This window comes from Pseudomonas sp. W5-36 (assembly GCF_046540455.1).
In the GTDB taxonomy this organism is placed as follows: domain Bacteria; phylum Pseudomonadota; class Gammaproteobacteria; order Pseudomonadales; family Pseudomonadaceae; genus Aquipseudomonas; species Aquipseudomonas graminis_B.
This window is the reverse complement of sequence record NZ_JAXCIQ010000017.1, coordinates 44,756-70,828: the sequence shown is the minus strand read 5'-3', so window position 1 is coordinate 70,828 and position 26,073 is coordinate 44,756. Positions and strand designations below refer to the sequence as shown.

Here is a 26,073-nt window from a genome sequence, read left to right as displayed (position 1 = left end):
AAATGAGTGCCTCTGACCAATTCGGTAATGGCAACCACGCAGCATTGCCAAGCGCCGTTGACATGGACGCGTTGATCCGTGCGGAGCACCGCGACCCGTTTTCGATGCTGGGCCCCCACAGCGATGGCGCTGAAGGCCAGGTGATCCGCGCCTATCTGCCCAATGCGCTGGCGGTGCGCGTGCTCGCTCGCGATGGCGAACGTGATCTTGGCGAACTGAGCATGACCGACAAGCCGGGCTTCTTTGCCGGGCACTTTGCGGTGCGTGAACCCTATCTGCTGAAAATTTCCTGGGCCACCGGTGAGCAAATCACCGAAGACCCGTATAGCTTCGGCGAGCAACTGGGCGAGATGGATTTGTACCTGTTCGCCGAGGGTAACCACCGTGACCTGAGCAGCGCGCTGGGCGCACAGGTGAAGAACGTCGACGGCGTGGACGGTGTGCGTTTCTCGGTGTGGGCACCGAACGCCCGCCGCGTCTCGGTGGTGGGTGATTTCAACAGCTGGGACGGCCGTCGTCATCCGATGCGCCTGCGTCACCCCACCGGGGTGTGGGAAATCTTCATCCCGCGCATTGGCCCGGGCGAGGCCTATAAGTACGAGATCCTCGGCCAGCACGGCGTCTTGCCGCTGAAAGCCGACCCGATGGCCCTGGCGACCCAGCTGCCGCCGGCCACGGCGTCGAAAGTCGCTGCGCCGCTCGCCTTCGAATGGCAGGACAGCGACTGGATGCAGTCGCGGGGCGAGAAGCATGACATCCACCAGCCGCTGTCGATCTACGAGCTGCACGCAGGGTCGTGGAAGTGGCACCACGGTGGCGATGATGAGCCCGATCGCCCTTACAACTGGCGCGAGCTGGCCGAGCATCTGATTCCTTACATCAAGGAAACGGGCTTCACCCACATCGAACTGATGCCGATCATGGAACACCCCTTCGGCGGGTCGTGGGGCTATCAGGTGTTGTCGCAATTCGCCCCAAGTGCGCGTTACGGCAAACCGGAGGATTTCGCCGCATTCGTTGACGCGTGCCACCGCAACGACATCGGCGTGATTCTTGACTGGGTGCCGGCGCACTTCCCGACCGATGCACACGGTCTGGCCCAATTCGACGGCACTGCGCTGTACGAATACGCCAACCCCCATGAAGGCTTCCATCAGGACTGGAACACGCTGATCTACAACCTCGGTCGCACCGAAGTCCACGGGTTCATGATCGCGTCCGGGCTGCACTGGCTGAAGAACTTCCACGTCGATGCGTTGCGCGTGGATGCGGTGGCGTCGATGTTGTATCGCGACTATTCCCGCAACGCCGGGGAGTGGGTGCCGAACCGTTACGGCGGCCGCGAGAACCTGGAGGCCATCGACTTCCTGCGTCACCTCAATGACGTGGTCGCGATCGAAGCACCAGGGGCGCTGGTCATCGCCGAGGAATCCACCTCGTGGCCTGGCGTTTCCCAGCCGACCCAACAGGGCGGGCTGGGTTTCTCCTACAAGTGGAACATGGGCTGGATGCACGACACGCTCAAGTACGTCGAGCAGGACCCGATCAATCGCCAGCATCACCATGATCGTCTCAGTTTCGGTCTGGTGTACGCCTGGTCCGAGCGTTTCGTGCTGCCGATTTCCCACGACGAAGTGGTCCACGGCAAGCATTCGCTGATCGACAAGATGCCCGGCGACCGCTGGCAGAAATTCGCCAACCTGCGCGCGTACCTGTCGTTCATGTGGACCCACCCGGGCAAGAAGCTGCTGTTTATGGGCTGCGAGTTCGGCCAGTGGCGCGAGTGGAACCACGACACCGAGCTGGACTGGCATTTCCTGCAGTACGCCGAGCACAAGGGTGTGCACACGCTGGTCAGCGACCTCAACCGTTTGTATCGGACCGAAAAGGCACTGTACGAGCAAGACTGCCAGCCCCAGGGTTTCCAGTGGGTCATCGGTGACGATGCCGGCAACAGCGTCTATGCCTACCTGCGCTGGAGCAAGGAGGGCGAGCCGTTGCTGGTGGTCGCCAACCTGACGCCTGTGCCGCGTGAGGCCTATCGGGTCGGTGTTCCGTTCAGCGGCAAGTGGGCCGAGCTGTTCAACAGCGACGCGGGGATCTATGCCGGTTCGAACTTCGGCAACGGCGGGGGCGTGCGCACCGACGAGATCAAGAGTCACGGCCAGGCGTTCTCGCTGTCCCTGAACCTGCCGCCGTTGGGTGTGGTGATCCTCAAGCCGACCGTGGAGCAGCTGCACCACGAGGTCTGACACCTCCTGCTCTGGCGTTGTGCGCGTGTAGCCGCAGTGCACTCGCCGAGTAGTCTCTCAGCGGAAAACCTGTGGGAGCGAGCTTGCTCGCGAATAGCTTTCCATCAGTCGACATCGTCGCCTGATGAAGCATTCGCCAGCGGACCCGCTCCCCCAGTTGTATCAGTCACTTCGACAAGCGTTGTGAGACCTTTCCCGGACGAATGTCATCCCTCCCCAGTGAACCTGACCTCTTTTCAATGGTCTGTTGACCACTGCGCGCGCAGTACGCCCGGGCCACGGCCTTCGGCGTGCGGCTGAATTTCGCCCGCGCCAGATGCCTTTTCCAGCCGTTGCAGCGCGTTGTTCGTCGCTGTCCGATCAGGCGTGATTCCCTTGCATGCGGCCCGCCCATCGGCCTTCTTTTCAATTTGTCGAAGATTATCCATGCCTATTTCTGCCTCCGATGCCTCCCTTCGCTTTACCCCCGTGTCGGGCGTTCGACGCCGTTTGCTCAACGCCGGCCTGCTGACTGCCGTCTTAACCGCGAGCTGTGCCAGCCCCTTCGCACTGGCCGAAACCACGAGCAAGGATCGCTGGGTCAGCGATACCCTCAGCACCTACGTGCGCAGCGGCCCCACCGATGGCTACCGCATCGTCGGCACGCTGAAATCCGGCCAGAAGGTCGAGCTGATCAACACCCAGGGCGATTACAGTCAAGTGCGTGGCAGCGCCGGCGACAACGTGTGGATTCCCACCGCTGACCTGCAGGAAGTGCCGGGTCAGGCCGAGCGCTTGCCGCAATTGACCCAGAAGGCCGCTGACCTCAGCGCGCAACTCAAGACCATCGACGATGACTGGAAGACCAAAGTTCAGGGCATGCAGGAAACCCTGGAATCGCGCAAGAAGCTGGTCGACGAGCTCGAAGCCCGGACCAAGGACCTGAACGCGCAGTTGGCCAGCGCCCAGTCGGATTTGCGCACCACCCAGGCAAAGCTGGGTGACGAGAACAATCAGGTGCTGATGCGCTATATGGTGTACGGCGGCAGCATTGCCGGCGCCGGCTTGCTGCTGGGCCTGATCCTGCCGTCCCTGACCAAGGGCCGCAAGCGCAACGATCGCTGGTTCTGAAGCAAACCCAGTTCTGCCGTCCGCCTAAACACGGACCGGGCCCGGCATTCTCCATGCCGGGTTTTTAACCCCCACTGACAACTTTCCCCCCATGCGCTAGTTTAGTGCGGGGCGCCTTCTGCCCACCGTTTTCCCCATCACAAGAAAAAGAGAATCCCGCCCATGAAGTTCGAACCCTTCGCCCAGTCGCTCGTTGCTACGGTGCTCACCCTTGGCTTGTCCTGCGCTCACGCCGCTTCCGTGGCCCCGGCCGCCGCTGAAAACGGCATGGTCGTTACCGCCCAGCACCTGGCGACCCATGTCGGTGTCGACGTACTCAAGTCCGGTGGCAATGCAGTGGATGCGGCCGTTGCCGTGGGCTACGCGCTGGCCGTGGTCTATCCGGCCGCTGGCAACTTGGGCGGCGGTGGTTTCATGACCATTCAGCTGGCAGACGGGCGCAAGACCTTCCTCGACTTCCGCGAAAAAGCGCCCCTGGCGGCCACCGCCAACATGTACCTGGACAAGGACGGCAACGTCGTGCCGGACCTGAGTGCCAAGGGGCACCTGGCCGTCGGCGTGCCCGGCACGGTGTCCGGGATGGAAATGGCGCTCAGCAAATACGGCACCCAAAAACGCGCCGAAGTCATTGCGCCGGCGATCAAACTCGCTGAAAGCGGTTTCGTCCTGGAGCAAGGCGATGTCGACCTGCTCGGCACCGCCACCGACGAGTTCAAGGCAGATGCGAAGGACCTGGGCACGATCTTTCTGAACAAGGGCCAGCCGCTGCAAGTGGGTGACACCCTGGTGCAGAAAGACCTGGCCAAAACCCTCAAGGAAATCTCCGCCAAAGGCCGCGACGGCTTCTACAAAGGCTGGGTGGCCAAGGCGATCGTCGATTCGAGCCAGGCAGGGAAGGGCATCATCACCCAGGCGGATCTCGACAAATACGCAACCCGAGAGCTGGCGCCGATCGAGTGTGATTACCGCGGCTACCACGTGGTCTCGGCGCCGCCGCCGAGTTCCGGCGGGGTAGTGATTTGCGAGATCATGAACATCCTCGAAGGCTACCCGATGCAGGAACTGGGCTATCACTCCGCCCAGGGGCTGCATTACCAGATCGAGGCCATGCGTCACGCCTACGTCGACCGCAACAGCTACCTGGGCGATCCGGATTTCGTCAAAAACCCGATCAGCCATCTGCTCGACCGCGACTACGCGGCCAAGCTGCGCGCCGCCATCGAACCGCAGAAAGCCGGGATCTCCCAGAATATCAAACCCGGCGTCGCGCCCCACGAAGGCAACAACACCACGCACTATTCCATCGTCGACAAATGGGGCAACGCCGTATCCGTCACCTACACCCTCAACGACTGGTTCGGCGCTGGCGTGATGGCGAGCAGCACCGGCGTGATCCTCAACGACGAGATGGACGACTTCACCTCCAAGGTCGGCGTGCCGAACATGTACGGCCTGATTCAGGGCGAAGCCAACGCCATCGCACCGGGCAAGTCGCCGTTGTCATCGATGAGTCCGACCATCGTCACCAAGGACGGCAAGACGGTAATGGTCGTCGGCACGCCGGGCGGTAGCCGCATCATCACCGCGACCTTGCTGACCATGCTCAACGTCATCGACTACGGCATGAATATTCAGGAAGCGGTCGATGCGCCACGCTTCCACCAGCAGTGGATGCCGGAAACCACCAACCTGGAAGCCTTCGCCGTCAGCCCTGACACACGGAAGATCCTGGAAAGCTGGGGTCACACGTTTGCCGGTCCCCAGGACGCCAACCACCTGGCCGCGATCCTCGTTGGCGCACCTTCGCTGGGCGGCAAGCCGGTGGGCAATAACCGGTTTTACGGGGCCAACGATCCGCGTCGTAGCACGGGGTTGTCCTTGGGCTATTGAGTCACCTAGGACCTGACTTCATCGGACGGGGCAGGGTGCTCCTGTCCGGTGACGGGAGGGTTTAGCGCTTCCCAAGCCAGACCCTGCGCGTGAATCAGGTTGCGCACAGGGCGCTCCGAAGTGTTATGTTATAACTCGGTTTTCAGGTCGATCACGGGCCTGTCGGTTATCGCGCTTTGAGAGTCCACCGCGTATGCAAACCCTGTCTGTCCCTCTGCAATCTCCCGCCACGTCCATCACCCATCCCGGCCGCCTGCAATCGATCGATGCCCTGCGTGGGCTGATCATCATCTTCATGCTGCTGGATCACGTGCGCGAGACCTTCTTTCTGCACCATCAGGTCAGCGATCCGATGGATGTCGCTCACACCAGCGTTGACCTGTTCATCAGCCGCACCCTCGCGCATTTCTGCGCGCCGCTGTTCGTGTTTCTGACGGGGCTTTCCGCCTGGCTGTACGGCGAACGGCATGCGGGCAAGGGCGCGGTGGCGGGCTTTCTGTTCAAGCGCGGGCTGGTGCTGATCGCGCTGGAACTGACGCTGGTGAATTTCGCCTGGACGTTCCAGTTTCCGCCGACGGTGATCTATTTACAGGTCATCTGGGCGATTGGCTTGAGCATGATCGCGCTGTCAGCGATGGTCGCATTGCCGCGCGGCGTATTGGCGGCGCTGGGGCTGGCAATCATCGCCGGGCACAACCTGCTGGACAGCGTGCATTTTGCCGCGGGCTCGGCTTTGCACATCCCGTGGGCGATTCTCCATGACCGCGGCTGGATCGAGGTCGGCGACAGTTTGCGCCTGCGCACCTCGTACCCGCTGCTGCCGTGGATCGGCGTGATCGCCGTGGGTTACGCCGCCGGGCCGTGGTTTGGGCGAGGCGCGAATGGAGAAAAGCGCGAGATCAACCTGATTGCCTGGGGTTTTGGTGCGTTGACGCTGTTTCTCGCGTTGCGCGGCATCAATGGCTATGGCGAGAAGCCGTGGGTGGAGGGTGACACCACGACGCAGACGCTGATGAGCGTCCTCAACGTCACCAAGTACCCGCCGTCGTTGCTGTTTATCAGTCTGACCCTGGGGGTTGGCTTGCTGGTGTTGGCCTGGCTTGAGCGTCAACAGGGGCGGGCATGGCTGCGACCGCTGGTGACCTTTGGCGCGGCGCCGATGTTTTTCTACCTGCTCCACTTGTACGTGCTCAAGCTGCTGTATGTCGGCGCGGTGGCGATCTGGGGCACCACCCAAGGCCAGTACTTCGGTTTCACCTCGGTACTGGGCCTGTGGGGTTGCGCTGCGGTGCTGACCGTTGTGCTGTTGCCGGCGGTGAGCTGGTTTGCGGCGCTCAAGGCGCGACGTCGAGACATCGCCTGGCTGAAGTATTTCTGAGCAAGGCCATGTAGGACCGGCTTTAGCCGGGAAGGTGTCAGATGTCGCGCAGGCTGCGTTCCATACGCGCCAGGCCTTCTTTCAGCATCGACCGTGGGCAGCCGAAGTTCAGGCGCACGAACTGGCCGCAGTCGTCGCCGAATTCCAGCCCGTCGCTGAGCGCGACTTTGGCGTGTTCGAGGAAGAACTGCTGCGGATTTTTTAGTCCCAGGCCCGAGCAATCCAGCCACGCCAGATACGTGCTCTGGGGCAAATGCATCGTGATCCCCGGAAAACGGGTGTTGATCGCCTCGGCGAGGTAATCACGGTTGTCCTGCAGATACGCCACTACCTGTGCCAGCCAAGGACCACCTTCGCGATAGGCCACTTCGGTGGCCTCGAAGCCCAAGGCGTTGACGCTGTCCACCAGCCCCAGCCGCCCGGCATTGAAACGCTGGCGAAGTTCGGCGTTCTGCACGACGGCGAAGGCGGTTTTCAGGCCGGCAATGTTCCACGCTTTGCTCGCTGACATCAGGGTCACGCTGCGCGCCGCGATCTCCGGGCTCAGGGAAGCGATCGGCGTGTGCTGGCGGCCGTCGAACAGCAGGTCGGCGTGGATTTCATCGGAAATGATCAGCGCATCCCGTCGCACGCAGGCTTCGCCGATGGCGAGCAATTCGTCACGCTCAAAGACTTTGCCCAGCGGGTTGTGCGGATTGCTCAGCAGCAGTGCGCCATGGTCAGGCAGGGCGCGTTCCAGCGCCGCAATGTCGGTGGGGTATTCGCCCTGGGCGTTGGCATGGAAGGGCAGATCGATGCGCGGCAGCTTCCAGTTGGCCGGCGCGTGCAGAAGCGGCGAGTAGTTGGGCGTCTGCACCAGCACCGCGCTGGCCGGCGAGACCAGTGCGTGGAGCGCCATGTTCACGCCGGGCTCGACCCCGGGCAGAAACACCAGATCCTGCGCGTCGATCTCCCAGCCGTAGCGCTCGGTGAGATGCTTGACCAGGGTCTCACGCAGCGCCTGCTGGGGCACGGAATAGCCCAGCAGCGGATGCTCCAGACGGTTCTTCAGCGCCTGCACAATGGGCGCGGCCACCGGAAAATCCATGTCCGCCACCCACATTGGCAGCACGTCCTCGGGGTACTGGCTCCACTTTTTGCTGCCGGTGTTCAAGCGCTGAAAAACGTTATTCAGATCCATGTGCTGGCCTGTCCTGCTCGAAAAAAAGAGAGGATTGTGCCAGAGATTGGCGGGCGGGTTTGCTGTCGATTTACGGATTGTAGGATTAGTCCGTAAATGCCGCTGGAACCGTCTCCTTCGTGTCTCGCCCTCTGGAGTCACACTTTGAAATGCCTCATCTTCGCCGGCCTCAGCCCTCTCTCATGGACGAGTTGATCAGATCTTTACGCGCTGCTCAGGGGGGATTTTTCCTGCCAGGGACGCTCATTCATGCTCACCGTGTTGCCGCCTTTCTTCGACCACAGTCGCCATAAGCTTGTTGTTCATCGTCTGCCCATTGAACTCGATGTTCTGGCCTTCGAGGGCGAGGAACAGCTGAGTCAGCCGTTTCGTTACCGGGTGGAATTCACTTCCGCTGAGCCGGACATCGGCGCTGAGCGGATGCTGGGGCAGGATGCGCAGTTCAGTCTGCATGCTGCGGCGCATACGTTGCCGGTGGCGATTCGTGGTTTGCCGGTGCCTCCGGTTAAACCGTTGCGAACTTTGCATGGGGTTGTGACGGGGTTTAAACGGCTCTCTGGTTCGGCTGACGAGGCGCGTTATGAAGTGACGCTTGAACCGCGCCTTGCGTTGCTGAGGCGTGGGCGGCAGTTCCGGATTTATCAGCATCAATCGGTGCCGCAGATTGTCGAGAGCATTCTGCGTACTCGCCATGACTTTGAGGGGCAGGATTTTTTGTTTTCGCTGGTAAGGGAGTATCCGAAGCGCGAGCAGGTGATGCAGTACGGCGAGAGCGATCTGGCATTTATTTCCCGCCTGTTGGCCGAGGTGGGGATCTGGTTCCGCTTCACTAACGATGAGCGATTGGGGGTTGCGGTCGTTGAGTTTCATGATGACCAGCGGCATTACGTTCGGCCGCGGGTGAGCTTGCCGTTTCGGCCGCAGTCGGGGTTGGGCAGCAGTGGTCAGGACGTGGTTTGGGGGCTGAAAGTCAGTCATGAGGTGGTGGAGAAGAACGTACACTTTCGGGCTTATTACAATCGGGATGCGCACGCATGGCTCGATGGGCATGTTGATCAGACGCGTGGGGGTTCCACCACTTACGGCGAGGCGTATCACTATGCCGAGCCGTACAAGGTGCTCGGCGACAAGCTGGATCAGGATGAAGATTTAGAGGGTGAAAGCGGGTTTTTCTACGCCCGGTTGCGGCATGAGCGGTATCTGAATAATCAGACTCGCTTAAGTGGCGTGAGCAGCAGTGCTTCGTTGGGATTGGCGCAGGTGCTGCAGATCTCGGGTGGTGCGCCGCAAGCGTTTGAACCGGGTGCGGTGATCACTCGATTGCAGCTGCGTGCCGCGCGGGACCGCAGTTTCGAGCTGAGCTTTGAAGCGATTCCCTATTCGGAGAGCGTGTGCTTTCGGCCGCCGTTGCTGGCCAAGCCTGAGATAGTGGGCACTGTGCCGGCCCGTGTCACCAGTTCGCTGGCCAACGATCCCTACAGCCACATCGACAGTGAAGGCCGCTACAAGGTCAGCTTTCTGTTTGACCGCGACAGCTGGAAGCTGGGTCAAGAAAGCCTTTGGCTGAGGCTGGCCCGCCCCTATGCCGGGGATACCCACGGCCTGCACTTGCCGCTGATCTGCGGGACCGAAGTGGCGATTGCCTTTGAGCAAGGCGACCCTGATCGGCCTTACATCGCCCATGCCCTGCACGACAGTCGCCATCCCGACCCTGTGACGCTGCTGCGCAGCGATTACAAACGCAACGTCCTGCGCACCCCTGCCAACAACAAGCTGCGCATGGAAGACGACCGCGGCCAGGAACACATCAAACTCAGCACCGAGCACAGCGGCAAGAGCCAGCTAAACCTTGGGCATCTGGTCGACAACGAGAAGGATAGGCGCGGCGAAGGATTTGAATTGCGCACGGATAGCTGGGGCGCGATTCGGGCTGGGACTGGGCTGTTGATCAGTGCGGATGAACAGACCAAAGCCCACGGTCAGCAGCTCGACATGGACGCGGCGATCGACCAGCTTGAAACCGCGCTTTCCTTGGCACGCACCATGGCCCAGGCCGCGAGAAGTGCTGGTGCTATCGCCGCAGACACCCGCAGCCACTCGCAACTAAACGACGCGCTGACTCACCTCAGCGAGCCCGGGCTTCTGCTGCACGCACCGGCCGGCATCGGCATGGTCAGCCCCGAAGCGATCTGCGTTTCCTCCGGTCGCGAAAGCGTCGCCATCACCTCATCACGCTCAACTGACCTCAGCGCCGGACGCAACATCACCGGCACCGCCGAAGGTGCGATCAGCCTGTGTGCCGTCACCAAGGGTCTGAAAGTAAAAGCGGTTCAGGGCGACGTTCAGCTTCACGCCCAAACCGGCGCGCTACACGCACTGGCCAACGACGACATCAAGATTGAAAGCCTGGCCGGCCGGATCGAAATCAGCGCGCCGGAAGAGCTCCTCCTGAATTGCGGTGGCGCATTCATTCGTATCAAGGATGGCGAAATCGAGCTGGGCGCGCCAGGGAATATCTATCACCGGGCCGCTTACGTGCTGAAGGCCGGTGCCACCACGCTTACGACTCCGGTGACGCCAATACCTTATGGCTACGGGGCGGGGTACACCCTGGTCGATGCGCAAAAGGCCGCTGCGCGCTTCGTCCGGTACCGGATCACCACGCAGGACGGCGAAGTATTCAACGGCGTGACCGACAAGGACGGCAAGACCATGCCCGTCCACACAATGCTGCCCGGACACGTGGCGATCGACTTTCCGCAGCCCGAAGAATGGCTGACGCCGCGTCCCGCACCTGAACTTGAAGAAGAAGAAGAGGAAGAAGAAATCACCGAAGGCATCACCCTGCGCATCGGGCTGTTCTTTGATGGGACGGGAAATAACCAGAGCAATGCGGCGGCGACCGCACAGTGCCGACAATCGGATTTGGACAGTTTCAGTCGTGAAGAGCTTGAAAGCATTGCGGCGACGTGCAAGCAGTACGGGTTTGGAGAGTTTGACGGTAGTGCGTTTAACAGCGCGCCTAATAACAGTTACGGGAATGCACCGAGCAATGTGGCGTATTTGTATGACTTGTATCCGGATAACACCGCAACACCAGTCGGTAAGGATTCAGAGATTGGTTATATCAGGGCGTACATCGAAGGCATCGGCACCCGTAGCGGCGGCGAGGATGACGTGCTGATCGGGCAAGCTCTCGGGCAAGGTGAAACGGGCGTGGTGGCGCGGGTCAAAGAGGCGCCTACGTTGATCGAAAGACAGTTAGAGCAGTTCCTCCAAATCAATCCCGGCACAGCTATTCGCACCGTTGAATTCGACGTCTTCGGTTTCAGCCGCGGAGCCGCGGCTGCACGGCATTGCGCTAACGAAGTCCTTAAGCCTCATCGTGGGGTATTCAGCGAGCTGCTTGTCGGGGGGCGCGCTGGTCTATTAAGAAGTTTCGACTCGGCCGCTGATGTATGCATCAATTTGGTCGGCCTGTTCGATTCCGTTGCAGCCATCTCAGACCCACTACATGGCGACTTCAGCCCAGGCAATGACATTAATCGTGGCGTCAATCTCTACCTGCCACCTGACTGCGCTCGGCAGGTTATCCACCTTCAAGCGCTCGACGAATATCGCGCCGACTTTTCTCTCAATAATGTTCACCACACGCACCTTCAGATAGGTCTGCCGGGCGCTCACTCCGATGTCGGCGGGGGCTATCTCCCACGAGCACGAGAAAAGTCGTGGATGACGCAGCCCTGCAAGGCCAGCGTTCCGACCGGTCAAAAGGTTGAATTCCATGCCGCGTGGACCCGTGCAGAGGCGGACGCCAACGTATTGCGCGAATCAGGCGTGGCTCGCGATGGCTACGTTGCCGTGAAGGCCTGGCCTGCAGCAACTAACCCTCGCGGCAAAGCTGCGTCGGCCATGGAGCACTACTGGATAACCGTGCTGCTCGAACGCCCCGTGCATGGCGAACTGAGCCTGATTGCATTGCGTGTCATGCGTGAGCTGGGGATACGTCACGGCGTTCCATTCAAGGGTCTGGAGGAGCGGCCTGAACTCGCAATGCCGGATGAGCTCATGCCTATCGCGAATCGAATCTTGCAGCAGATAATGACGGACCGGCTCGTACGCCTTGAGCCGGCTCAAGAGGCGTTGCTGCGAGCGCGTTACATCCACATGTCCGCGCACTGGACGCCACGAGGCCCCTTTTTGCTTAGCAAGCCGGCACCGTTGAATCGTAGGAATGTGCATCTCAACCGCCCGCAAACAGGCTATCCAGAGTGAAGCGCCTGATCTTCGCTGTAGGGCTGCTTATTAGTCTGGGTGCCTGCGCTGGCGCGCCAAGATTCCCGCCTGCTCCGAAGTTGCCGTATCCGGCCTGGTACATAGGTTTCGCTGCACCCAAGCACATGGAAGTCTGGGTCGAAACCGTAGATGTGCTGGACAAGCGTGGACTCGCGTTTTTCCGGGTACACGGTGGCGTCGCAAGTTATACCGGGAACGTCGAGGGCTGGCACCGAGGGGGCTCGGGAGGGAAACCTATAAATAACGTCGATCTGCCCGACCAGATCTTCCTGCGCTGGCAGTCACTGGTGGAGTCACAGGCTTACAAGGTCAGAATAAAAATACCGCAGTGGGTGCGAAACGAGATGATTCGTCCAGAACGAGCGTTTTGCTTGGTCCCAAATGATTGGAAGGATGACTACCGGAATGTGATTTCCTTAGGCATGGCCCCCGGAGGGGTCGTGAAAGTCTGGGTCGGTGGTCCATGCGTGGGTTTCAAAGAAGTCGGCCGCTACCAAGCTAAAGTCGAACCGCTCGGCCCCTATCGTGGCGCAAGCAAGGGCAAGTACATCCCACTCGAACCGGAGAACAAAGCCTACGTCGACCAGCACGGAATTCCCTATGGCAGTTGGTAACGCTGCTGCGGCCTCGCACCCATCGCGCCACTGCACAAATGAACGTCTCAGAATCCAGTGCGGCGCTCACTCCGATGTCGGCGGGGGCTATCTGCCACGCGCACGAGAAAAGCTGTGGATGACGCAGCCCAGCAAGGCCAGCGTTCCGACCGGTCAAAGGGTTGAGTTCCACGCGGCTTGGGCCCGTGCAGAGGCGGACGCTAAGGTACTGCGCGAATCATGTGTCGCTCGCGATGGCTACGTTGCGGTGAAAGCCTGGCCTGCAGCAACTAACCCTCGCGGCAAAGCTGCGTCGGCCATGGAGGACTACTGGATAACCGTGCTGCTCGAACGCCCCGTGCATGGCGAACTGAGCCTGATTGCATTGCGCGTAATGCGTGAACTAGCGGTGCGTCACGGCGTTCCATTCAAGGGGCTGGAGGGGCGGCCTGAGCTCGCGATGCCGGACGAGCTCATGCCTATCGCCAAGCGAATCTTGCAGCAGGTAATGACGGATAGGCTCGTAAGACTTGAACCTGCGCAAGAGTCATTGCTGCGAGTTCGTTACATCCACCTGTCCGCGCACTGGACCCCTGAGGGTCCCTTTCTATTCAGCAAGCCGGCGCCGCTGAATCGCAGGAACGTGCACCTCAATAGTCCGCAAGAAGGTTATCCGGAATGAGGTGCCTGGGTTTTGCAGTCGGATTCCTACTCAGCTTGAGTGCCTGTGCCACGGGTGGCTCAGTACCCCCACCTGTCAAGCTGCCATATCCGGCGTGGTATATCGGCTTCGCCGCGCCCAAACACATGGAAGTGTGGGTTGAAAGCGTCGATGTGCTCGATCAGCGGGGATACGTTTTTTTAACGTACATGCCGGAGTCGCCGGTTACACGCGAAAGCCCGAGGGCTGGCACAAGGGCACATCTGGCGGAAAACCCATCAACAACGTTGACTTACCAGACCAACTTCTTCTGCGCTGGCAGTCACTAGTGGAGCCTCAGGCTTACAAAATCAGCATCCGGATACCGCAGTGGGTACGCGATGAGATGGTGACGCCACAGCGCGTGTATTGCCGCAGTTCAAAAGAATGGATGAACGACTACCGTTTCGCGATTACGTTGGGAATGGCTCCGGGAGGTATCGTCAAAGTGTGGGTCGGTGGGCCATGCCTGAGCTTCAAAGAAGTTGGCCGCTACCAAGCCAAAGTCGAGCCCCTCGGACCCTACCGTGGCGAAAGCAAGGGCAAGTACATCCCACTCGAACCGGAGAACAAAGCCTACGTCGACCAGCACGGAATTCCCTATGGCAGTTGGTAACTCGGCCATGAGTGCTCACAAGGGGCATCACGGCACGCGACGGCTAGCGCACTTGCTGCTTTGTTCAAGGCTTACATTTGCAGACTGGGTTTCCCGAATGAGGCGTCTGGTCTTTGCGGTCGGATTGCTGATCAGCCTGAGTGCCTGCGCAACGGGTAGCTCAGTACCCCCACCTGTCAAGCTGCCATATCCAGCATGGTATGTCGGTCTGGCGGCTCCCCAACATATGGAGGTGTGGGTGGAGACGGTTGATGTGATCGATCAGCGGGGTCTGGTTTTTTTTCGTGTGCATGGTGGGGTCGCGAGTTACACAGGTCAGCCGGAGGGCTGGGGAAATGGCGCAGGCAAGTCGAAACCCATCAACAACGTCGATCTTCCTGAGCGAATCTTTCTGCGTTGGCAATCCCTGGTCGAGCCGCAAGCCTACAAGATCAGTATTCAGATACCGCAGTGGGTGCGCGATCAGATGATCAAGCCAGAGCAAGCCTTTTGCTTATGGGCAGGCAAATGGGAGGAGGACTATCGCGACGCGATCACCCTTGGAATGGCGCCGGGGGGAATTGTTAAAGTCTGGGTGGGTGGATCTTGTCTGGGATACAAAGAAGTCGGCCGTTATCAAGCTAAAGTCGAGCCGCTAGGCCCCAACCAAGACGGAAAAGCACTATTTTACCGACCACCAAATCCAGCGGCGCAAGCCTGGATAGACCAGCACGGCATTCCGTATGGCAGTTGGTAATTTCAACTGCCAAAGTTCGATGTGCGCCGATTTCCAGTTGAGTCGTGCTGGCCGTCAAATGGCACATCAATTCTGTTGCCTGATACAGCGCCTTCGCCAGCAAACAAGCTCCTACACCCGAATGCACTTCCAAAGAGTGAGCAGTTCCCAGCCGCTTACAAGCAATCACCGTAAACAGATAGTGACTGAATTAAACTAACCGAGAGACTTCACAACTATGAAAGACATCATCCGCCTAGGCGACCTCACCACCCACGGCGGCGTCGTGCTTGAAGCCTTCCCGCAGACTAACCTCAACGGCAAGCCCATCGCCGGGGTAGGGCACAACGTCAGCTGCCCGTTATGCAAAGGTATTTTCCCCATCGCCGAAGGCAGCAGCACGTACGCCGTGGATGGAGTCCCGGTTGCACTGGACGGAATGAAGACAGCGTGTGGCGCGGCCCTGATCGCCAGTGGACCGAAAGCCGCCGTCATCAGCTGATGATCCACCTGCGCGACCCGCTCCATGTCCCCACGAAAAATCTTCATGGTCATCGACGGTGCAATGCCGTCGATCCAACTCCTGACAACTCTCCATTCAGATCGCTTAGGGTCGCGAAATTCAATTCGTTCGGCTGTCGTTTAAATAACAAACCACCTGTCGGGACACGCCCACCGTTATTAAACTTTAAGCGCCACACCATTGGTCGGGCCTATTTTCGCTTTCCTGAATTACACCACCCCCGATCTCTCTTTATATCTGTGCGTTCTGCTTAGTTGACCGATCGCCGTACTAAAAAAGCTGAACTTGTCGTTAAACATCCTGATATCAAAATAGCCTGAGAAGGGAGTAACACTATGTTCCTGCACAATAAACGTCTCCAATACACGGTTCGCGTCGCCGAGCCTAATCCGGGTCTGGCCAATCTGCTTCTGGAGCAGTTCGGTGGCGCCCAGGGCGAGCTGGCCGCGGCCACTCGTTACTTCACTCAAGCGTTGGCTGAAGAGGATCCAGGTCGCAAGGACCTGTTGCTGGACATCGCCACCGAGGAATTGAGCCACCTTGAGATCATTGGCTCGATCATCGTGATGCTCAACAAAGGCGCCAAAGGCAAACTGGCCGAAGGCGTGCAAGCCGAAGGCGAGCTGTACCGTGACATCAACGGTGCCGGCAATGATTCGCACATCACCAGCCTGCTGTACGGCGGTGGCGCTCCGCTGGTCAACTCCGCGGGCGTGCCATGGACAGCCGCTTACATCGATACCATCGGTGAACCGACGGCGGACTTCCGTTCGAACATCGCCGCCGAAGCACGGGCGAAGATCGTTTACGAACGCCTGATGAACGTGACCACCGATCCAGGCATCAAGGACGCACTGGGCTTCCTGATGACCCGTGAAATCGCGCATCAGATTTCCTTCGAGAAAGCGTTGCATTCGATTCAGCCGAACTTCCCCCAAGGCAAGCTGCCAGGCATGCCAGAGTTCTCCCGGACTTACTTCAGCATGTCCAACGGCGAGCCGAACGTGCGTGGGCCGTGGAACAGCGACGCAGATTTCGAATACGTCGAGAATCCAAAGCCGGCAGTCGATGGGGGCGATGGTACCGCTTCTGTCACGTTGAGCGAGGACGATTCGGTGACGCTGACCATGATGAAAGAGCGGCTGAAGTCCGATCTGGAAGCCGACCCTATGACCGGTGCTGACCTCGGTTCGGGCCTGGCTCAGGGCAAAGCCGAGTAAACCGAGACGGGCTGGGCCGGTACGTAGCGGCCCAGCCCGACAGTGTCATCAATGCCAGGTACAGCATGGAGGTCTCTGATGAACAAGCCATTGGAAGATTCAACCCTCAACGAAGTCAGCGAGTTGTTCAGCGACAACGCCAAGCTCGACTTCACGTCATGTGTAACCCGTTTTGAAGCAGAAGCGGCAACGCTGGGGCGCGGGTTCAGAACGGCGATGTTTGTTCAGCAATTCAAGGCGGGACTGCTGCCCAAATCCGTCAAAGGGGTTGAGAGACTCCATTAACGCTCGGGGTTTCTGTGGGTGGTTTCGCAGAACCATCCGCTGGCTGGACGGTTCCATCTCGCTATAACTCCATCGATTTTGCCCGCGAAAGCGGGCTTTTTTTTGTCGCTGCCGAGGGGACCGAATGAGATACCTGCTCAGCCACTGCACGCCGCGCAATCCGCAACGTTGCGACGGGCTGGACTGATCCGCGATTACCCGCCACTGTATTGGCCTTCGCGCGTGAGCAATGCGTATTTTCAGGCCTGATGCACATCAGGAGAGGGAGCAGATTTGAATCAGCTAAAACGCCTTGAAAGCGGGATCAAGGGCTTCGACGCAGTGCTCAAAGGAGGCCTTGTTGCGGGCGCGTCATACATCATTCAAGGACGGCCGGGGTCGGGCAAGACGATTCTCGCCAACCAGGTGGGGTTCAACCACGTCCGCCAAAACGGCCGCGTGCTGTTCGCAACATTGCTCGCCGAACCCCACGACCGGCTGTTTCATTTCCTCTCGACCCTGAGCTTCTTTGATCGCGGTGCGGTAGGCCAGAGTATCCAGTTCGTCAGCGCGTTCGACACCCTCGAGAACGACGGGCTGCACGAAGTGGTCAAGTTGCTGCGCCGCGAGATCAGCCGCCAGCATTCCAGCCTGCTGATACTGGACGGGCTGCTCAACGCGCGCTCCAGGGCAGAAACGCCGCTGGACACCAAGCAATTCATCTCCGAGCTGCAGGGGCATGCCGCATTCGCCGGTTGCACGGTGCTGTTCCTCACCAGTTCGCAACTCGACGATGGCAGTCCCGAGCACACCATGGTCGACGGCGTGATCGAGATGGGCGAAGACATGGTCGGCTCGCGCACGGTGCGGCGCGTCAAGATGCGCAAGACGCGGGGCAGTGGCGCGATCCCTGGTGCCCATGAATTCGAGATCAACGAGCAGGGCATTTCCATTTACCCGCGCCTGGAATGCATGCTCACCCGCACCGGCGCCATGCCCGAACATCCCCATTCCCTACTGAGCAGCGGCATCGACGGGCTGGACGCCCACATCGGTGGCGGTCTGGTCCGCTCTTCGGTGACCCTGATCATGGGCCCTTCTGGCGCGGGAAAGACGTCCCTGGGCATTCAGTTTCTGGGCGGCTGTTCGGCACAGGAGCCCGGGCTGTACTTCGGCTTTCACGAGTCGCCGCAGCGGGCCATGAGCAAAGCGCGTTCTCTCGGAAAGGACTTCGCCGGGCTGGAAGCGTCGGGGGCGCTGCACATCGTCTGGACGCCGGCCTCGGCGGGTCTGATTGATCGTGTCTGTTACGACTTGCTCGACCGGGTAGAGCGGCTGCGGATCAAGCGTGTGTTCATCGACAGCCTGAATGCCCTGAGCCGCACGGCCGCCGATCAGAGTCGGGTGCTGGACGTTCTGGACACCTTGCTCAGCGAGCTTCGCGGCCGGGGCGTTACGGTGATGGCGGCATGGGAAGCCCATCGGTTGTTCGACGAGCATGCAAACCTCCCGACACCGGATGTCTCCGGCGTGGTGGATAACCTGCTGCTCGTCCAATTCGTGCAGCATCGGACTGAACTTCAGCGGCAGGTTTCTATTCTGAAGATCAGAGACAATGCCTACGATCCCTCGCCACTTGAAGTCGTGATGAGCAACGCTGGAATCACCATGAAGAAGGTCTGAGATATGCGATTCGCAACGTGGGGGTGGCCAGAGCCGTTGAGTTGCCTGACCAGGCGCCAGACCCTCGCGACGTCGTGGGAAGTGACCCTCTGATGCCGACCATTCTGATCATCGACGACGAATACCTGATTGCCGACATCCTCAGCTTTGCGCTGGAGGACGAAGGCTTTCATACGGTCGTCGCCGGCAGCGGAAGCAAAGCGCTGGCCATTCTTGACCGCGAGCGCCCCGACCTGATCATCACCGATTTCATGATGCCGGGCATGACCGGTCTGGAACTTGCCCAGACAATCAAGTCCCGTCAAGTTCACATGGCGACGCCGATCATGCTCATGAGTGGCGCGCAGGCCTATATGGGGACCGAGCGGCCGGATTTGTTTGATGAGGTGATTGAAAAGCCCTTCGACATCGATCAGGTCATCGGCAAGATCCACGCTCTGTTTCAAGCCCGCCTGTAAGCCCGTTCATAAGTTGGCCTCGCTCGATCGTTATTACCGTTGAACGAATCGGATCAGGGCAGGGTCGATACTGATAACGCTTACAAGATGGGCAGCGCAATGAATACCTGGTACAGCAAATCGTTGGGTGAAGGCACCGTTGTCTACCGCCGCCTGCGCGTGTTAAACGAACTTCGCCATCAGATTTGTCCCGATGCGTCGTGCCCTTATTCGCTTTACATGGACGCCGTGACCGCGGAAACCATCGTTTTGTTTGAGCACGACCAGATGGTGCTGGCCACTGCCTTTGGTGCACTTCCTTGTGGGCAGCCTCACATCAACGGGGTCCGCCTGATCAACCTTGAATACAGCCCGCTGCCTGTCACGCTGCAAAGCGCGCAAATCTTCAGCACCCCACGTACCCACACACAACACTCGGTTCTACGCTGATTATTGTGCGTAATGACCATGCCCTTGAACGTTCAAACTGATCATCAATGTCAGCAGGTTCCAGTGTGAACAGCTCGGTTGGTTGTCAGTGTTTCCCGCAGGAGAATCATAATGGCCGTGGCCGTCGTCAGACTGGAAGGTGAAGACATCCCACTTGAACACCGGCAGTCCGGCGCAACCGCCGTCTTCCGCGTCAAGGATGAGGGGGGCGCCGAACTGTACTTTGAAGATGAAGTTGAAGCGGCCAAGTCAGCCGTCGAGCTAAGCAATGCCGAGCAGTCCTGAGTCGCTAGTGGCTCAGGTTATATGCACTCAATGATCGTCCAGCAGGCTTAGTATTGCATCGGTAAACTCTGCCGGCGCTTCTTGCGGCACATTGTGGCCCACTCCCTCTATCACCTGCCGCCGCACTTGCCCTGCAAATCCCCGCACCGCCGCAACGCCCTCACGTTTTGAAGAGACGCCATCGTCTGCCCCTGCGAGGATCACCGCCGGAACCCTGATCAGTGGCGTTTGCGCGAGCTTCTCCTGAATAAAGGCATAGGCGGGATCGCCCGGAACCAATCCGTAACGATGACGGTAGGAATGCACCACGACCTCGACAAAGTCCGGGTTTTCAAACGACTGAGCGGTGTCAGTGAACGTGGATTCGGAGAATCCCCATGTCGGTGACCAGAGCGTCCACAGCAAACGGCAGAACTCCGTTCGATTGGCCGCAAGGCCTGCCCGTCCGCGCTCGCCGTGAAGGTAATACTGGTACCACAGGCGCCGTTCCGTTTCGGGGGAGGCGGGTGTGTTTGCAGCAGCGATGTCCTGAATGTTGTAGCCGGGGTCGCAACTGACCAGTCCCGTTACCCGTTCCGGCCACAGCGCAGCGACCACACATGCGGCGCGTCCGCCCCAGTCGTAACCGGCGAGAATGGCGTGAGGAATGTTCAGCGCGTCCATGAGTGCCAGGAGGTCGGCGCCCAGTGCCGCCTGCTCGCCCGAGCGGGGTGTGGCGGCATCGACAAATCGGGTGGGACCGTATCCCCTCAGATAAGGCACGATGCAGCGGCAGCCAGCCTGAACCAGTCGCGCCGACACCTCGTCATAGGCGTGGATGTCATAGGGGAATCCGTGGAGCACTATCACGACAGGGCCGTCGCTGGGTCCCACGTCGCGGTATGAAACATTCAGCACGCCGGCAACGATGTTCTTCACGGGATGGCTCCGACAGACAGGTAGTAGCGAAGCCCTGAGGACATGCCGGGTTGAAATAAGGGAGGATCTATCTGATGAGCGTGTGCGACGGCGAAGCGTAAATCAATACGGGAGCAGCGTTTGAATCACCGATGCAGCGCCGTGGGCGCATGCATCGGGAGATCGGCAATGGGGCAGTGGTCAGTGAGCCAGCTCCCTAGACAGGCCGATCAGGAAACCCAGGATTCGACCGTGTCGGAACCGTGTTCGGCTTTCCATTCTTTCAAGGTTTTGTGGTTGCCACCTTTGGTTTCAACGACTTCACCGGTGTGCGGGTTTTTATACACTTTAACGGCGCGGGCTTTGCGAGTGGTTTTCTCGGGGGCGCTGGCGTTCTTGCCCTGTTTGGATCCGGTCGGGTGATCCAGAATCGAAATAATATCTTTAAGGCTCTTATTGTATTCGCCGAGCAGCGTACGCAATTTGCCTTCGAATTCGATTTCCTGTTCCAGGCCTTTATCGCCTTTCATGGCCTCGAGGGCAGCGAGCTGATCGGCAAGGTGACGTTCGAGTTGGCGGTATTCAGCAAGTTTAGACATTGGAACTCCATGTTTCGGTTTGTTGATACTGACGTGCGGCGTTAGCACTGGCGAACATTGGAGCGCACGGTGATTACTGGTGTAACCGTGGACACTGTAGTGCGAGTGGGTGCATGGATGCCAGTACTAACAGCAAACTTTTCTGCCTTGACTGCAAGGTTGCCAGTTCACGCGCTGTGGTGCGCTTTAAAACATGCACGCCTGTCAGCTGTTGCCGAGCGCTGCAGGCTGCAACGCTGTGTTCAAAGCGGGTTTCAATGCCAGGCCGCCAAACGACGTGGTCGGGTCTACATAACGCAGCGCTGATTTAATGTCTTTCCAGCCGACGTAATTCATCAGGCTTTTAATATCCCAGCCGTTGCCTGACGCCCACGTTGCAAATCCCCGGCGCATCGAGTGACTGCTGTAGAGGTCGTCGGGCAGCCCGGCGTCTTTAAAGATGCGCCGCAACATCGGCACCAGGCTGTGGGCGTTGATGGCGTCCATGGACAGGTTGCCCCAGCGGTCGATCCGGCGGAACACCGGCCCCTGGGTCAGCCCGGCCACGGTGATCCAGTTGATGTACGCATTGACCGGGCAGAGGGTCTTCAGCGCCGGGGTGCGAAAGGTGGTGCCCTCATGCTGGCGGTCGCCTTTGGTGTACGGCAGATAAAAGCTGATGCCTTCGCCGGCCTGGGCCTGGGTGTTGCCGATGTCCAGCCGGGCCAGTTCGTCGCCGCGAAACCCTCGCCAGAAGCCGATCAGCACCAGCGCGATGGAGCGACGATGACGCATCAGTGTCTTGTGGTCGCCCCGTGTCCAGGCGGCGTTCGCCTCATTCTCCAGCCATGCCACCGCTTGCTCGAGGTGACGCAACAGCAACGGCGCCGCCTGTTTGGCCTGCGCCGGGTGGACGACGCGAATGCCCTTGAGCAGTTGCCGCACGGTGGGTGTTTTGGTCGGGTCCGGAAACCCCTGGGTGACGTGCCACTGGGCCAGCGCCGCCAGCCGCTGCTTCAGCGTACTGATGGCGTGCTTGTCAGCGTACTCGGCGAGGTAGCGGACGATGCCGTCGCCTGTGGTGGGCAAGTAACCGCCCCAGACCACTTCGAAATGCTCGATCGCGGCGCGATAGCTCCGCCGCGTATTGGCGCGGGTGCCTGCTGACAGGTATCGATCTGCCTTTTCCATACGTCCCTCGGCGGCGTGACACGGGCGCTTTGCTGGCTGGGATCGCCTTTCACCCGTCTGAAAAGCGATAAAGCACTATTATCGGCTGCTGGCAGAAACATTTCCACACAAGGTTCTAGCTGCTAATGTAGCCTGTAATAACGTGTTACGTAACACGATACGAAATAGTAGGAGTGGACATGGCACGCGGAGGCATTAACAAGGCGGTGGTAGAACGCGCACGACAGGCGTTGCTGAGCAAGGGCGCCTACCCCAGCATCGACGCGGTACGGGTGGAACTGGGTAACACCGGGTCGAAAACCACCATTGCGCGGTACTTGAAGGAACTGGACGCCCAGGCGCCGGCCGAGGTGTCGTCGCGGGAGCGTATGAGCGAGGAGCTGAAGGCGCTGGTTGAAAGCCTGCTTGATCGGCTGACGGAGGAGGGCGCGCAGGTCGTTGCCCAGGCGCAGGCGGCGTTCGATCAACAACGATCAGCATGGGAAACCCGGCTGGAAGCCCTTGAGCTGGAGCTGAAGTCAGCCCGGCACCAGTGCGAATCGCAACACGCCGCGCTGACCGAACAGGGCGCCCAGTTGCACACCACCCACTCCTCCTGGCAGTCGGAACTGACGCGCAACGCCGGTCTGAGCCAGCAGTGCCAAGACCTTGAAAGGCGCGTGCAGGACAAGGACGTGCAAATTCAGTCCCTCGAAGAAAAGCATGTGCACGCCCGCGCCGCGCTGGAGCATTACCGCGATGCTATCAAGGAGCAGCGCGAGCAGGATCAGCGTCGCCATGAAGCCCAGCTTCAGCAGATCCAGCTGGAGCAGCGAAAGCTTCAGGAGACGCTGGTGGTCAAGCAGGATGAATCCACGCGCCTGAACCGCGACAACGAGCGTTTGCTCGGCGAGATGCGTCAACAGGCCCGGGCGTTGTCCGATCAGCAAGACCAGGCGCAGCGCCTCGCCACAGAACTTCGCAGCGCGCAGATGGCCACCGCCAAAGCCGACGGCGCCCGTGAGCAGCTTCAAGAGCAACTGGTGGCTATAAAAGCGGACAGTAAATCCCTGGCGAAAGCGGTGTCACAGGCGAACGAGCAACTGGCACAGGCCAATCAGCGTGTGGCCGTGTTGAGCGAAGACAACGACAGCCTGCGCGCTGAGGTCCAGCTCATTATTGCCACGGCGCCGCCGATACAGACCTAAGCGACCCACCGGTCTTCAGCTTGCGGAAAGCCATGTCAAACCAGCCCATCCCCAATGTCATCAAACCCGCCAGCCCCTCGACCGTCGCCCTGGCGCGGGGTTCGTTGTTCAAGTTCGTGTTCCTGCTGGCAGGCGTCTTTCTGCTGGCCGCCTATCTGCTGGCCTTCCTCGCCCATGACCTTGATCACAACGAGGAGATCGAAAGCGCGTTCTACACCGAGAAGGCAATGCGCTCTCTTCAAAAATCGCTGTCCGTCACGGTCAGGGACTACGCCTACTGGGGCGATGCCTACCGCTACCTGCATTTGCAGGTGGACACGGAGTGGGCGTTCGTCCGCCAGAACATCGGACCTACGCTGTACAGCGATTTCGGGTTTAAGGGTTTGTTCGTCATCAATGACGCCGGTCGTACGGTGTATGCGGTGATCGCAGGACAGCTGCAAAAGGTTGATGCCGATCCGTGGCTGGGACAGGCCAAGGACCGGCTGCTGGCCAAGGCCAGGGAAGGGGCCGAGACAGGCACGCCGGTCACCGCCTTCGTCGACCTGAACGGCACACCCGCGCTGGTTGCCGCAGCCGCTATCACCCCTGGCACCGACCCGGGGGTGACCGCCGATGGCCGGGCGCCTTCGGTGCTGATCTTCGTCGACGTGCTGGACGACGCCAAGCTGGCCGTTCTGGGCAAGGAATACGGCGTAGACGGCCTGCACATTGCAACGCCCAACGAGCTCAACCAAGTCTCGGTCTTTCCACTGGGCGAAGGCGGTACTGCCGGCGCCCTGCACTGGACGCCCCCCAAGCCAGGCCTGCGCTTGCTGACCCTCGGCCTGCCGCTGATCGGTCTGGCCGCCGCGCTGGTGTGCCTGATGACCTGGGCTATCCTGCGTCGCGCCACCGCCGCCGCGCGCTCCCTGGATGACAGCTACGCGTCCCTGCAAAAAAGTGAAAGCGCATTGGCCACCAGTGAAGCGCGCTTTCGTGACGTGGTGGAAGCCAGCTCGGACTGGGTCTGGGAAATCGACAGCGCAGGGCGTTTCACTTACCTCTCGGACCGCTTTGAAATCGTGACCGGACTGAACCGCGCCCAGTGGGTCGGCGCCTCGATGGACGATCTGCTGCAAACCGAGCTCGGCCAGGTGTCGCAGTGGCTGGCGATCCCCAACCGTCGCCCCGACATCACCATTCAGTGCCGCTACCTGGAGACCTGCGGGCGCGAGCGCATCAGTCGCCTGTCAGCGCGGTCGATGGCGGTCGGCGGATTCCGCGGTACGGCCACCGATGTCACCGAAGAAGTGGAGGCCCGTCGGCGCATTGAGTTTCTCTCCCAGCACGACGCCCTGACCGGGCTGCCCAATCGGGTCCGCTTGCAGGAGTTTCTGGACGGCAAGCTGAAAGCGTTGCCGACCCTCGATCAGCCACTGGTGATGCTGAGCATTGACCTGGACCGCTTCAAACCGGTCAATGACCTGCTCGGCCACGCCGCCGGCGACCGCGTGCTCAACGACGTGTCCAGTCGGTTGTCCGATTGCGTGCGCCACGGCGATCTGGTCGCGCGGGTGGGCGGCGACGAATTCGTGCTGATCCTCAGCGACCCCCAGACCCAGGACGAAGTCGAGGCGTTGTGCCGACGGCTGATCGAGTCGATCGAACGCCCGGTGGAGATCGACGACCAGGAAATATTCGTCAGCGCCAGCATCGGCGTCGCCATGGCGCCCACCGATGCGCGCGAGGCCGCCGAGCTGCTGCGGTACGCCGACATCGCACTGTACGAGGCCAAGGCCAGCGGTCGAGGCACCTGGCGGTTTTACGCAGGCGACATGAACGCGAAGATCATCGAGCGCCGTCGGCTGGAGAGTGACCTGCGCTATGCCATCAAACACGATGAACTGCGCCTGCATTTCCAGCCGCGTTTCCGTATTTCCGACGGCGAAATGGTCGGCGCCGAAGCGCTGGTGCGTTGGCAGCATCCCCAGCGCGGCCTGATTCCCCCGGACACCTTCATCCCCATCGCCGAGGAAAGCGGGCTGATCATCCCCCTCGGCGACTGGGTCATGGCCCAGGCCTGCAGTGAAGCCGCGGGCTGGCCGAAGCACCTGTTCATTTCCATCAACCTGTCGCCGGCCGAATTCAAGCGCGGCAACCTGCCGGCGCGCATTCAGGCCGCCCTCAAGGCCACCGGGATCGAGCCGTCGCGGGTCGAACTGGAGATCACCGAAGGGGTCATGATTGATGACGCCGTCGGGGCGCTCGATGTCATGCAGACGCTCAAGCAACTGGGGGTGCGCATCGCCATGGACGACTTCGGCACCGGGTATTCGTCGTTGAGTTACTTGCGCACCTTCCCCTTCGACGGGCTGAAGATCGACCGCAGCTTTCTGACCCGCCTCAGCGAAAGCGAGGGCGATCGCTCCATCGTGCAGGCCATCGTCGGGTTGGGCCGGGCGCTGTCACTCACGGTTACGGCCGAGGGCATCGAAACCGCCGAGGACCTGCAATTGCTCAAGTCAGTGCAGTGCGAGGAGGGGCAGGGCTATTTCCTCAGTCTCCCGCTGACCACCTCGGACTTTCACGCGCTGCTGGCGGCGAGAAATACGGCGGCGCTGGGCACAAACGTATAAAGTGCGCGCG

The 26,073-nt window shown here is 60.2% G+C and carries 24 protein-coding genes and 1 pseudogene; 20 read left to right on the top strand and 5 right to left on the bottom strand.

Features of this window, described 5'->3' with window-relative positions; all coding sequences use genetic code 11:
* Window positions 1–2 precede the first annotated feature (2 nt).
* Window positions 3–2,252, top strand: coding sequence for a 1,4-alpha-glucan branching protein GlgB (gene glgB / locus SLW74_RS22250; protein ID WP_192131743.1), 2,250 nt, complete (start codon window positions 3–5; stop codon window positions 2,250–2,252).
* A 236-nt stretch (window positions 2,253–2,488) separates the two neighbouring features.
* Here the strand turns inward: glgB and SLW74_RS22245 are convergent, their stop codons facing one another.
* The gene (locus tag SLW74_RS22245) at window positions 2,489–2,680 is read right to left on the bottom strand and encodes a hypothetical protein (protein ID WP_410930141.1); all 192 of its coding nucleotides are present in this window, start codon (window positions 2,678–2,680) and stop codon (window positions 2,489–2,491) included.
* Between SLW74_RS22245 and SLW74_RS22240 the strand changes: the two genes are divergently transcribed.
* The 3 genes from SLW74_RS22240 to SLW74_RS22230 all read left to right on the top strand — a co-directional run bounded on the left by SLW74_RS22240 (window position 2,679) and on the right by SLW74_RS22230 (window position 6,630).
* Window positions 2,679–3,362: a TIGR04211 family SH3 domain-containing protein gene (locus SLW74_RS22240; protein WP_410930140.1), complete on the top strand. Its 684-nt coding sequence runs from the start codon at window positions 2,679–2,681 to the stop codon at window positions 3,360–3,362. The two genes, SLW74_RS22245 and SLW74_RS22240, sit on opposite strands and share 2 nt — an antisense overlap.
* 162 nt (window positions 3,363–3,524) lie before the next feature.
* On the top strand, window positions 3,525–5,252 hold the full coding sequence (ggt, locus tag SLW74_RS22235; RefSeq protein ID WP_410930139.1) for a gamma-glutamyltransferase family protein: 1,728 nt from the start codon (window positions 3,525–3,527) through the stop codon (window positions 5,250–5,252).
* Window positions 5,253–5,445: 193 nt separating this feature from the next.
* The gene (locus SLW74_RS22230) at window positions 5,446–6,630 is read left to right on the top strand and encodes a DUF1624 domain-containing protein (RefSeq protein WP_410930138.1); all 1,185 of its coding nucleotides are present in this window, start codon (window positions 5,446–5,448) and stop codon (window positions 6,628–6,630) included.
* Window positions 6,631–6,667: 37 nt separating this feature from the next.
* On the opposite strand, the gene SLW74_RS22225 is transcribed toward SLW74_RS22230, so the two are convergent.
* Complete coding sequence (locus SLW74_RS22225; RefSeq protein ID WP_410930137.1) at window positions 6,668–7,810, bottom strand: MalY/PatB family protein; 1,143 nt, start codon at window positions 7,808–7,810, stop codon at window positions 6,668–6,670.
* 249 nt (window positions 7,811–8,059) lie between these two features.
* On the opposite strand from SLW74_RS22225, the pseudogene SLW74_RS22220 reads away from it, so the two are divergent.
* From SLW74_RS22220 to SLW74_RS22155, 14 genes and pseudogenes are all read left to right on the top strand, one after another.
* Window positions 8,060–10,375, top strand: a pseudogene (locus SLW74_RS22220) (type VI secretion system Vgr family protein); the annotation flags it as partial.
* 147 nt (window positions 10,376–10,522) lie between these two features.
* Window positions 10,523–12,085 (top strand): T6SS phospholipase effector Tle1-like catalytic domain-containing protein, encoded by a 1,563-nt coding sequence (locus SLW74_RS22215; protein ID WP_410930166.1) that lies wholly within the window; start codon window positions 10,523–10,525, stop codon window positions 12,083–12,085.
* On the top strand, window positions 12,082–12,720 hold the full coding sequence (locus SLW74_RS22210) for a DUF2931 family protein (protein ID WP_065990638.1): 639 nt from the start codon (window positions 12,082–12,084) through the stop codon (window positions 12,718–12,720). The genes SLW74_RS22215 and SLW74_RS22210 overlap by 4 nt, the downstream gene beginning before the upstream one ends.
* Entirely contained in the window at window positions 12,707–13,381 is a 675-nt protein-coding gene (locus SLW74_RS22205) for a hypothetical protein (protein ID WP_410930136.1), read from the top strand. The genes SLW74_RS22210 and SLW74_RS22205 overlap by 14 nt, the downstream gene beginning before the upstream one ends.
* A complete protein-coding gene (locus SLW74_RS22200; protein WP_410930135.1) occupies window positions 13,378–13,689 on the top strand; it encodes a DUF2931 family protein in 312 nt (103 codons plus the stop codon). The genes SLW74_RS22205 and SLW74_RS22200 overlap by 4 nt, the downstream gene beginning before the upstream one ends.
* A complete protein-coding gene (locus SLW74_RS22195; protein ID WP_279615260.1) occupies window positions 13,638–14,015 on the top strand; it encodes a DUF2931 family protein in 378 nt (125 codons plus the stop codon). Before SLW74_RS22200 ends, SLW74_RS22195 begins: the two co-directional genes overlap by 52 nt.
* A gap of 97 nt (window positions 14,016–14,112) precedes the next feature.
* Window positions 14,113–14,751 carry a DUF2931 family protein gene (locus tag SLW74_RS22190; protein ID WP_410930134.1) on the top strand — a complete coding sequence of 213 codons (639 nt, stop codon included), beginning with the start codon at window positions 14,113–14,115 and terminating at the stop codon, window positions 14,749–14,751.
* 217 nt (window positions 14,752–14,968) lie between these two features.
* Window positions 14,969–15,232: a PAAR domain-containing protein gene (locus SLW74_RS22185; protein ID WP_065990645.1), complete on the top strand. Its 264-nt coding sequence runs from the start codon at window positions 14,969–14,971 to the stop codon at window positions 15,230–15,232.
* A 356-nt stretch (window positions 15,233–15,588) separates the two neighbouring features.
* Entirely contained in the window at window positions 15,589–16,473 is an 885-nt protein-coding gene (locus SLW74_RS22180) for a manganese catalase family protein (protein WP_192131726.1), read from the top strand.
* 78 nt (window positions 16,474–16,551) lie between these two features.
* Window positions 16,552–16,758 (top strand): hypothetical protein, encoded by a 207-nt coding sequence (locus SLW74_RS22175; protein ID WP_410930133.1) that lies wholly within the window; start codon window positions 16,552–16,554, stop codon window positions 16,756–16,758.
* A gap of 273 nt (window positions 16,759–17,031) precedes the next feature.
* A complete protein-coding gene (locus SLW74_RS22170) occupies window positions 17,032–18,420 on the top strand; it encodes an RAD55 family ATPase (protein WP_410930132.1) in 1,389 nt (462 codons plus the stop codon).
* Between the two features lie 92 nt (window positions 18,421–18,512).
* Window positions 18,513–18,878 (top strand): response regulator transcription factor, encoded by a 366-nt coding sequence (locus tag SLW74_RS22165; RefSeq protein ID WP_065990774.1) that lies wholly within the window; start codon window positions 18,513–18,515, stop codon window positions 18,876–18,878.
* 99 nt (window positions 18,879–18,977) lie between these two features.
* Complete coding sequence (locus tag SLW74_RS22160) at window positions 18,978–19,307, top strand: hypothetical protein (protein ID WP_369317860.1); 330 nt, start codon at window positions 18,978–18,980, stop codon at window positions 19,305–19,307.
* Between the two features lie 111 nt (window positions 19,308–19,418).
* A complete protein-coding gene (locus tag SLW74_RS22155; RefSeq protein WP_410930131.1) occupies window positions 19,419–19,592 on the top strand; it encodes a hypothetical protein in 174 nt (57 codons plus the stop codon).
* Window positions 19,593–19,619: 27 nt separating this feature from the next.
* Here the strand turns inward: SLW74_RS22155 and SLW74_RS22150 are convergent, their stop codons facing one another.
* The 3 genes from SLW74_RS22150 to SLW74_RS22140 form a co-directional block, all read right to left on the bottom strand.
* A complete protein-coding gene (locus SLW74_RS22150) occupies window positions 19,620–20,510 on the bottom strand; it encodes an alpha/beta fold hydrolase (protein WP_192131717.1) in 891 nt (296 codons plus the stop codon).
* Between the two features lie 209 nt (window positions 20,511–20,719).
* Complete coding sequence (locus SLW74_RS22145; RefSeq protein ID WP_065990779.1) at window positions 20,720–21,088, bottom strand: histone-like nucleoid-structuring protein, MvaT/MvaU family; 369 nt, start codon at window positions 21,086–21,088, stop codon at window positions 20,720–20,722.
* A 204-nt stretch (window positions 21,089–21,292) separates the two neighbouring features.
* Entirely contained in the window at window positions 21,293–22,258 is a 966-nt protein-coding gene (locus SLW74_RS22140) for a tyrosine-type recombinase/integrase (protein ID WP_410930130.1), read from the bottom strand.
* 179 nt (window positions 22,259–22,437) lie between these two features.
* On the opposite strand from SLW74_RS22140, the gene SLW74_RS22135 reads away from it, so the two are divergent.
* Window positions 22,438–23,445, top strand: a complete 1,008-nt coding sequence (locus tag SLW74_RS22135; RefSeq protein WP_296308115.1) for a DNA-binding protein — start codon at window positions 22,438–22,440, stop codon at window positions 23,443–23,445.
* A gap of 32 nt (window positions 23,446–23,477) precedes the next feature.
* Window positions 23,478–26,063 (top strand): EAL domain-containing protein, encoded by a 2,586-nt coding sequence (locus SLW74_RS22130; protein WP_410930129.1) that lies wholly within the window; start codon window positions 23,478–23,480, stop codon window positions 26,061–26,063.
* Window positions 26,064–26,073: the final 10 nt, after the last annotated feature.

Coding starts and splice junctions, on each gene's coding strand:
- SLW74_RS22140 (WP_410930130.1), bottom strand. CDS start 22,258: ATGGAAAAGGCAGATCGATACCTGTCAGCAGGCACCCGCGCCAATACG.
- SLW74_RS22135 (WP_296308115.1), top strand. CDS start 22,438: ATGGCACGCGGAGGCATTAACAAGGCGGTGGTAGAACGCGCACGACAG.
- SLW74_RS22230 (WP_410930138.1), top strand. CDS start 5,446: ATGCAAACCCTGTCTGTCCCTCTGCAATCTCCCGCCACGTCCATCACC.
- SLW74_RS22185 (WP_065990645.1), top strand. CDS start 14,969: ATGAAAGACATCATCCGCCTAGGCGACCTCACCACCCACGGCGGCGTC.
- SLW74_RS22165 (WP_065990774.1), top strand. CDS start 18,513: ATGCCGACCATTCTGATCATCGACGACGAATACCTGATTGCCGACATC.
- SLW74_RS22200 (WP_410930135.1), top strand. CDS start 13,378: ATGAGGTGCCTGGGTTTTGCAGTCGGATTCCTACTCAGCTTGAGTGCC.
- SLW74_RS22245 (WP_410930141.1), bottom strand. CDS start 2,680: ATGGATAATCTTCGACAAATTGAAAAGAAGGCCGATGGGCGGGCCGCA.
- SLW74_RS22130 (WP_410930129.1), top strand. CDS start 23,478: ATGTCAAACCAGCCCATCCCCAATGTCATCAAACCCGCCAGCCCCTCG.
- SLW74_RS22160 (WP_369317860.1), top strand. CDS start 18,978: ATGAATACCTGGTACAGCAAATCGTTGGGTGAAGGCACCGTTGTCTAC.
- SLW74_RS22175 (WP_410930133.1), top strand. CDS start 16,552: ATGAACAAGCCATTGGAAGATTCAACCCTCAACGAAGTCAGCGAGTTG.
- SLW74_RS22180 (WP_192131726.1), top strand. CDS start 15,589: ATGTTCCTGCACAATAAACGTCTCCAATACACGGTTCGCGTCGCCGAG.
- SLW74_RS22225 (WP_410930137.1), bottom strand. CDS start 7,810: ATGGATCTGAATAACGTTTTTCAGCGCTTGAACACCGGCAGCAAAAAG.
- SLW74_RS22240 (WP_410930140.1), top strand. CDS start 2,679: ATGCCTATTTCTGCCTCCGATGCCTCCCTTCGCTTTACCCCCGTGTCG.
- SLW74_RS22145 (WP_065990779.1), bottom strand. CDS start 21,088: ATGTCTAAACTTGCTGAATACCGCCAACTCGAACGTCACCTTGCCGAT.
- SLW74_RS22215 (WP_410930166.1), top strand. CDS start 10,523: ATGCCCGTCCACACAATGCTGCCCGGACACGTGGCGATCGACTTTCCG.
- SLW74_RS22205 (WP_410930136.1), top strand. CDS start 12,707: ATGGCAGTTGGTAACGCTGCTGCGGCCTCGCACCCATCGCGCCACTGC.
- glgB (WP_192131743.1), top strand. CDS start 3: ATGAGTGCCTCTGACCAATTCGGTAATGGCAACCACGCAGCATTGCCA.
- ggt (WP_410930139.1), top strand. CDS start 3,525: ATGAAGTTCGAACCCTTCGCCCAGTCGCTCGTTGCTACGGTGCTCACC.
- SLW74_RS22190 (WP_410930134.1), top strand. CDS start 14,113: ATGAGGCGTCTGGTCTTTGCGGTCGGATTGCTGATCAGCCTGAGTGCC.
- SLW74_RS22155 (WP_410930131.1), top strand. CDS start 19,419: ATGGCCGTGGCCGTCGTCAGACTGGAAGGTGAAGACATCCCACTTGAA.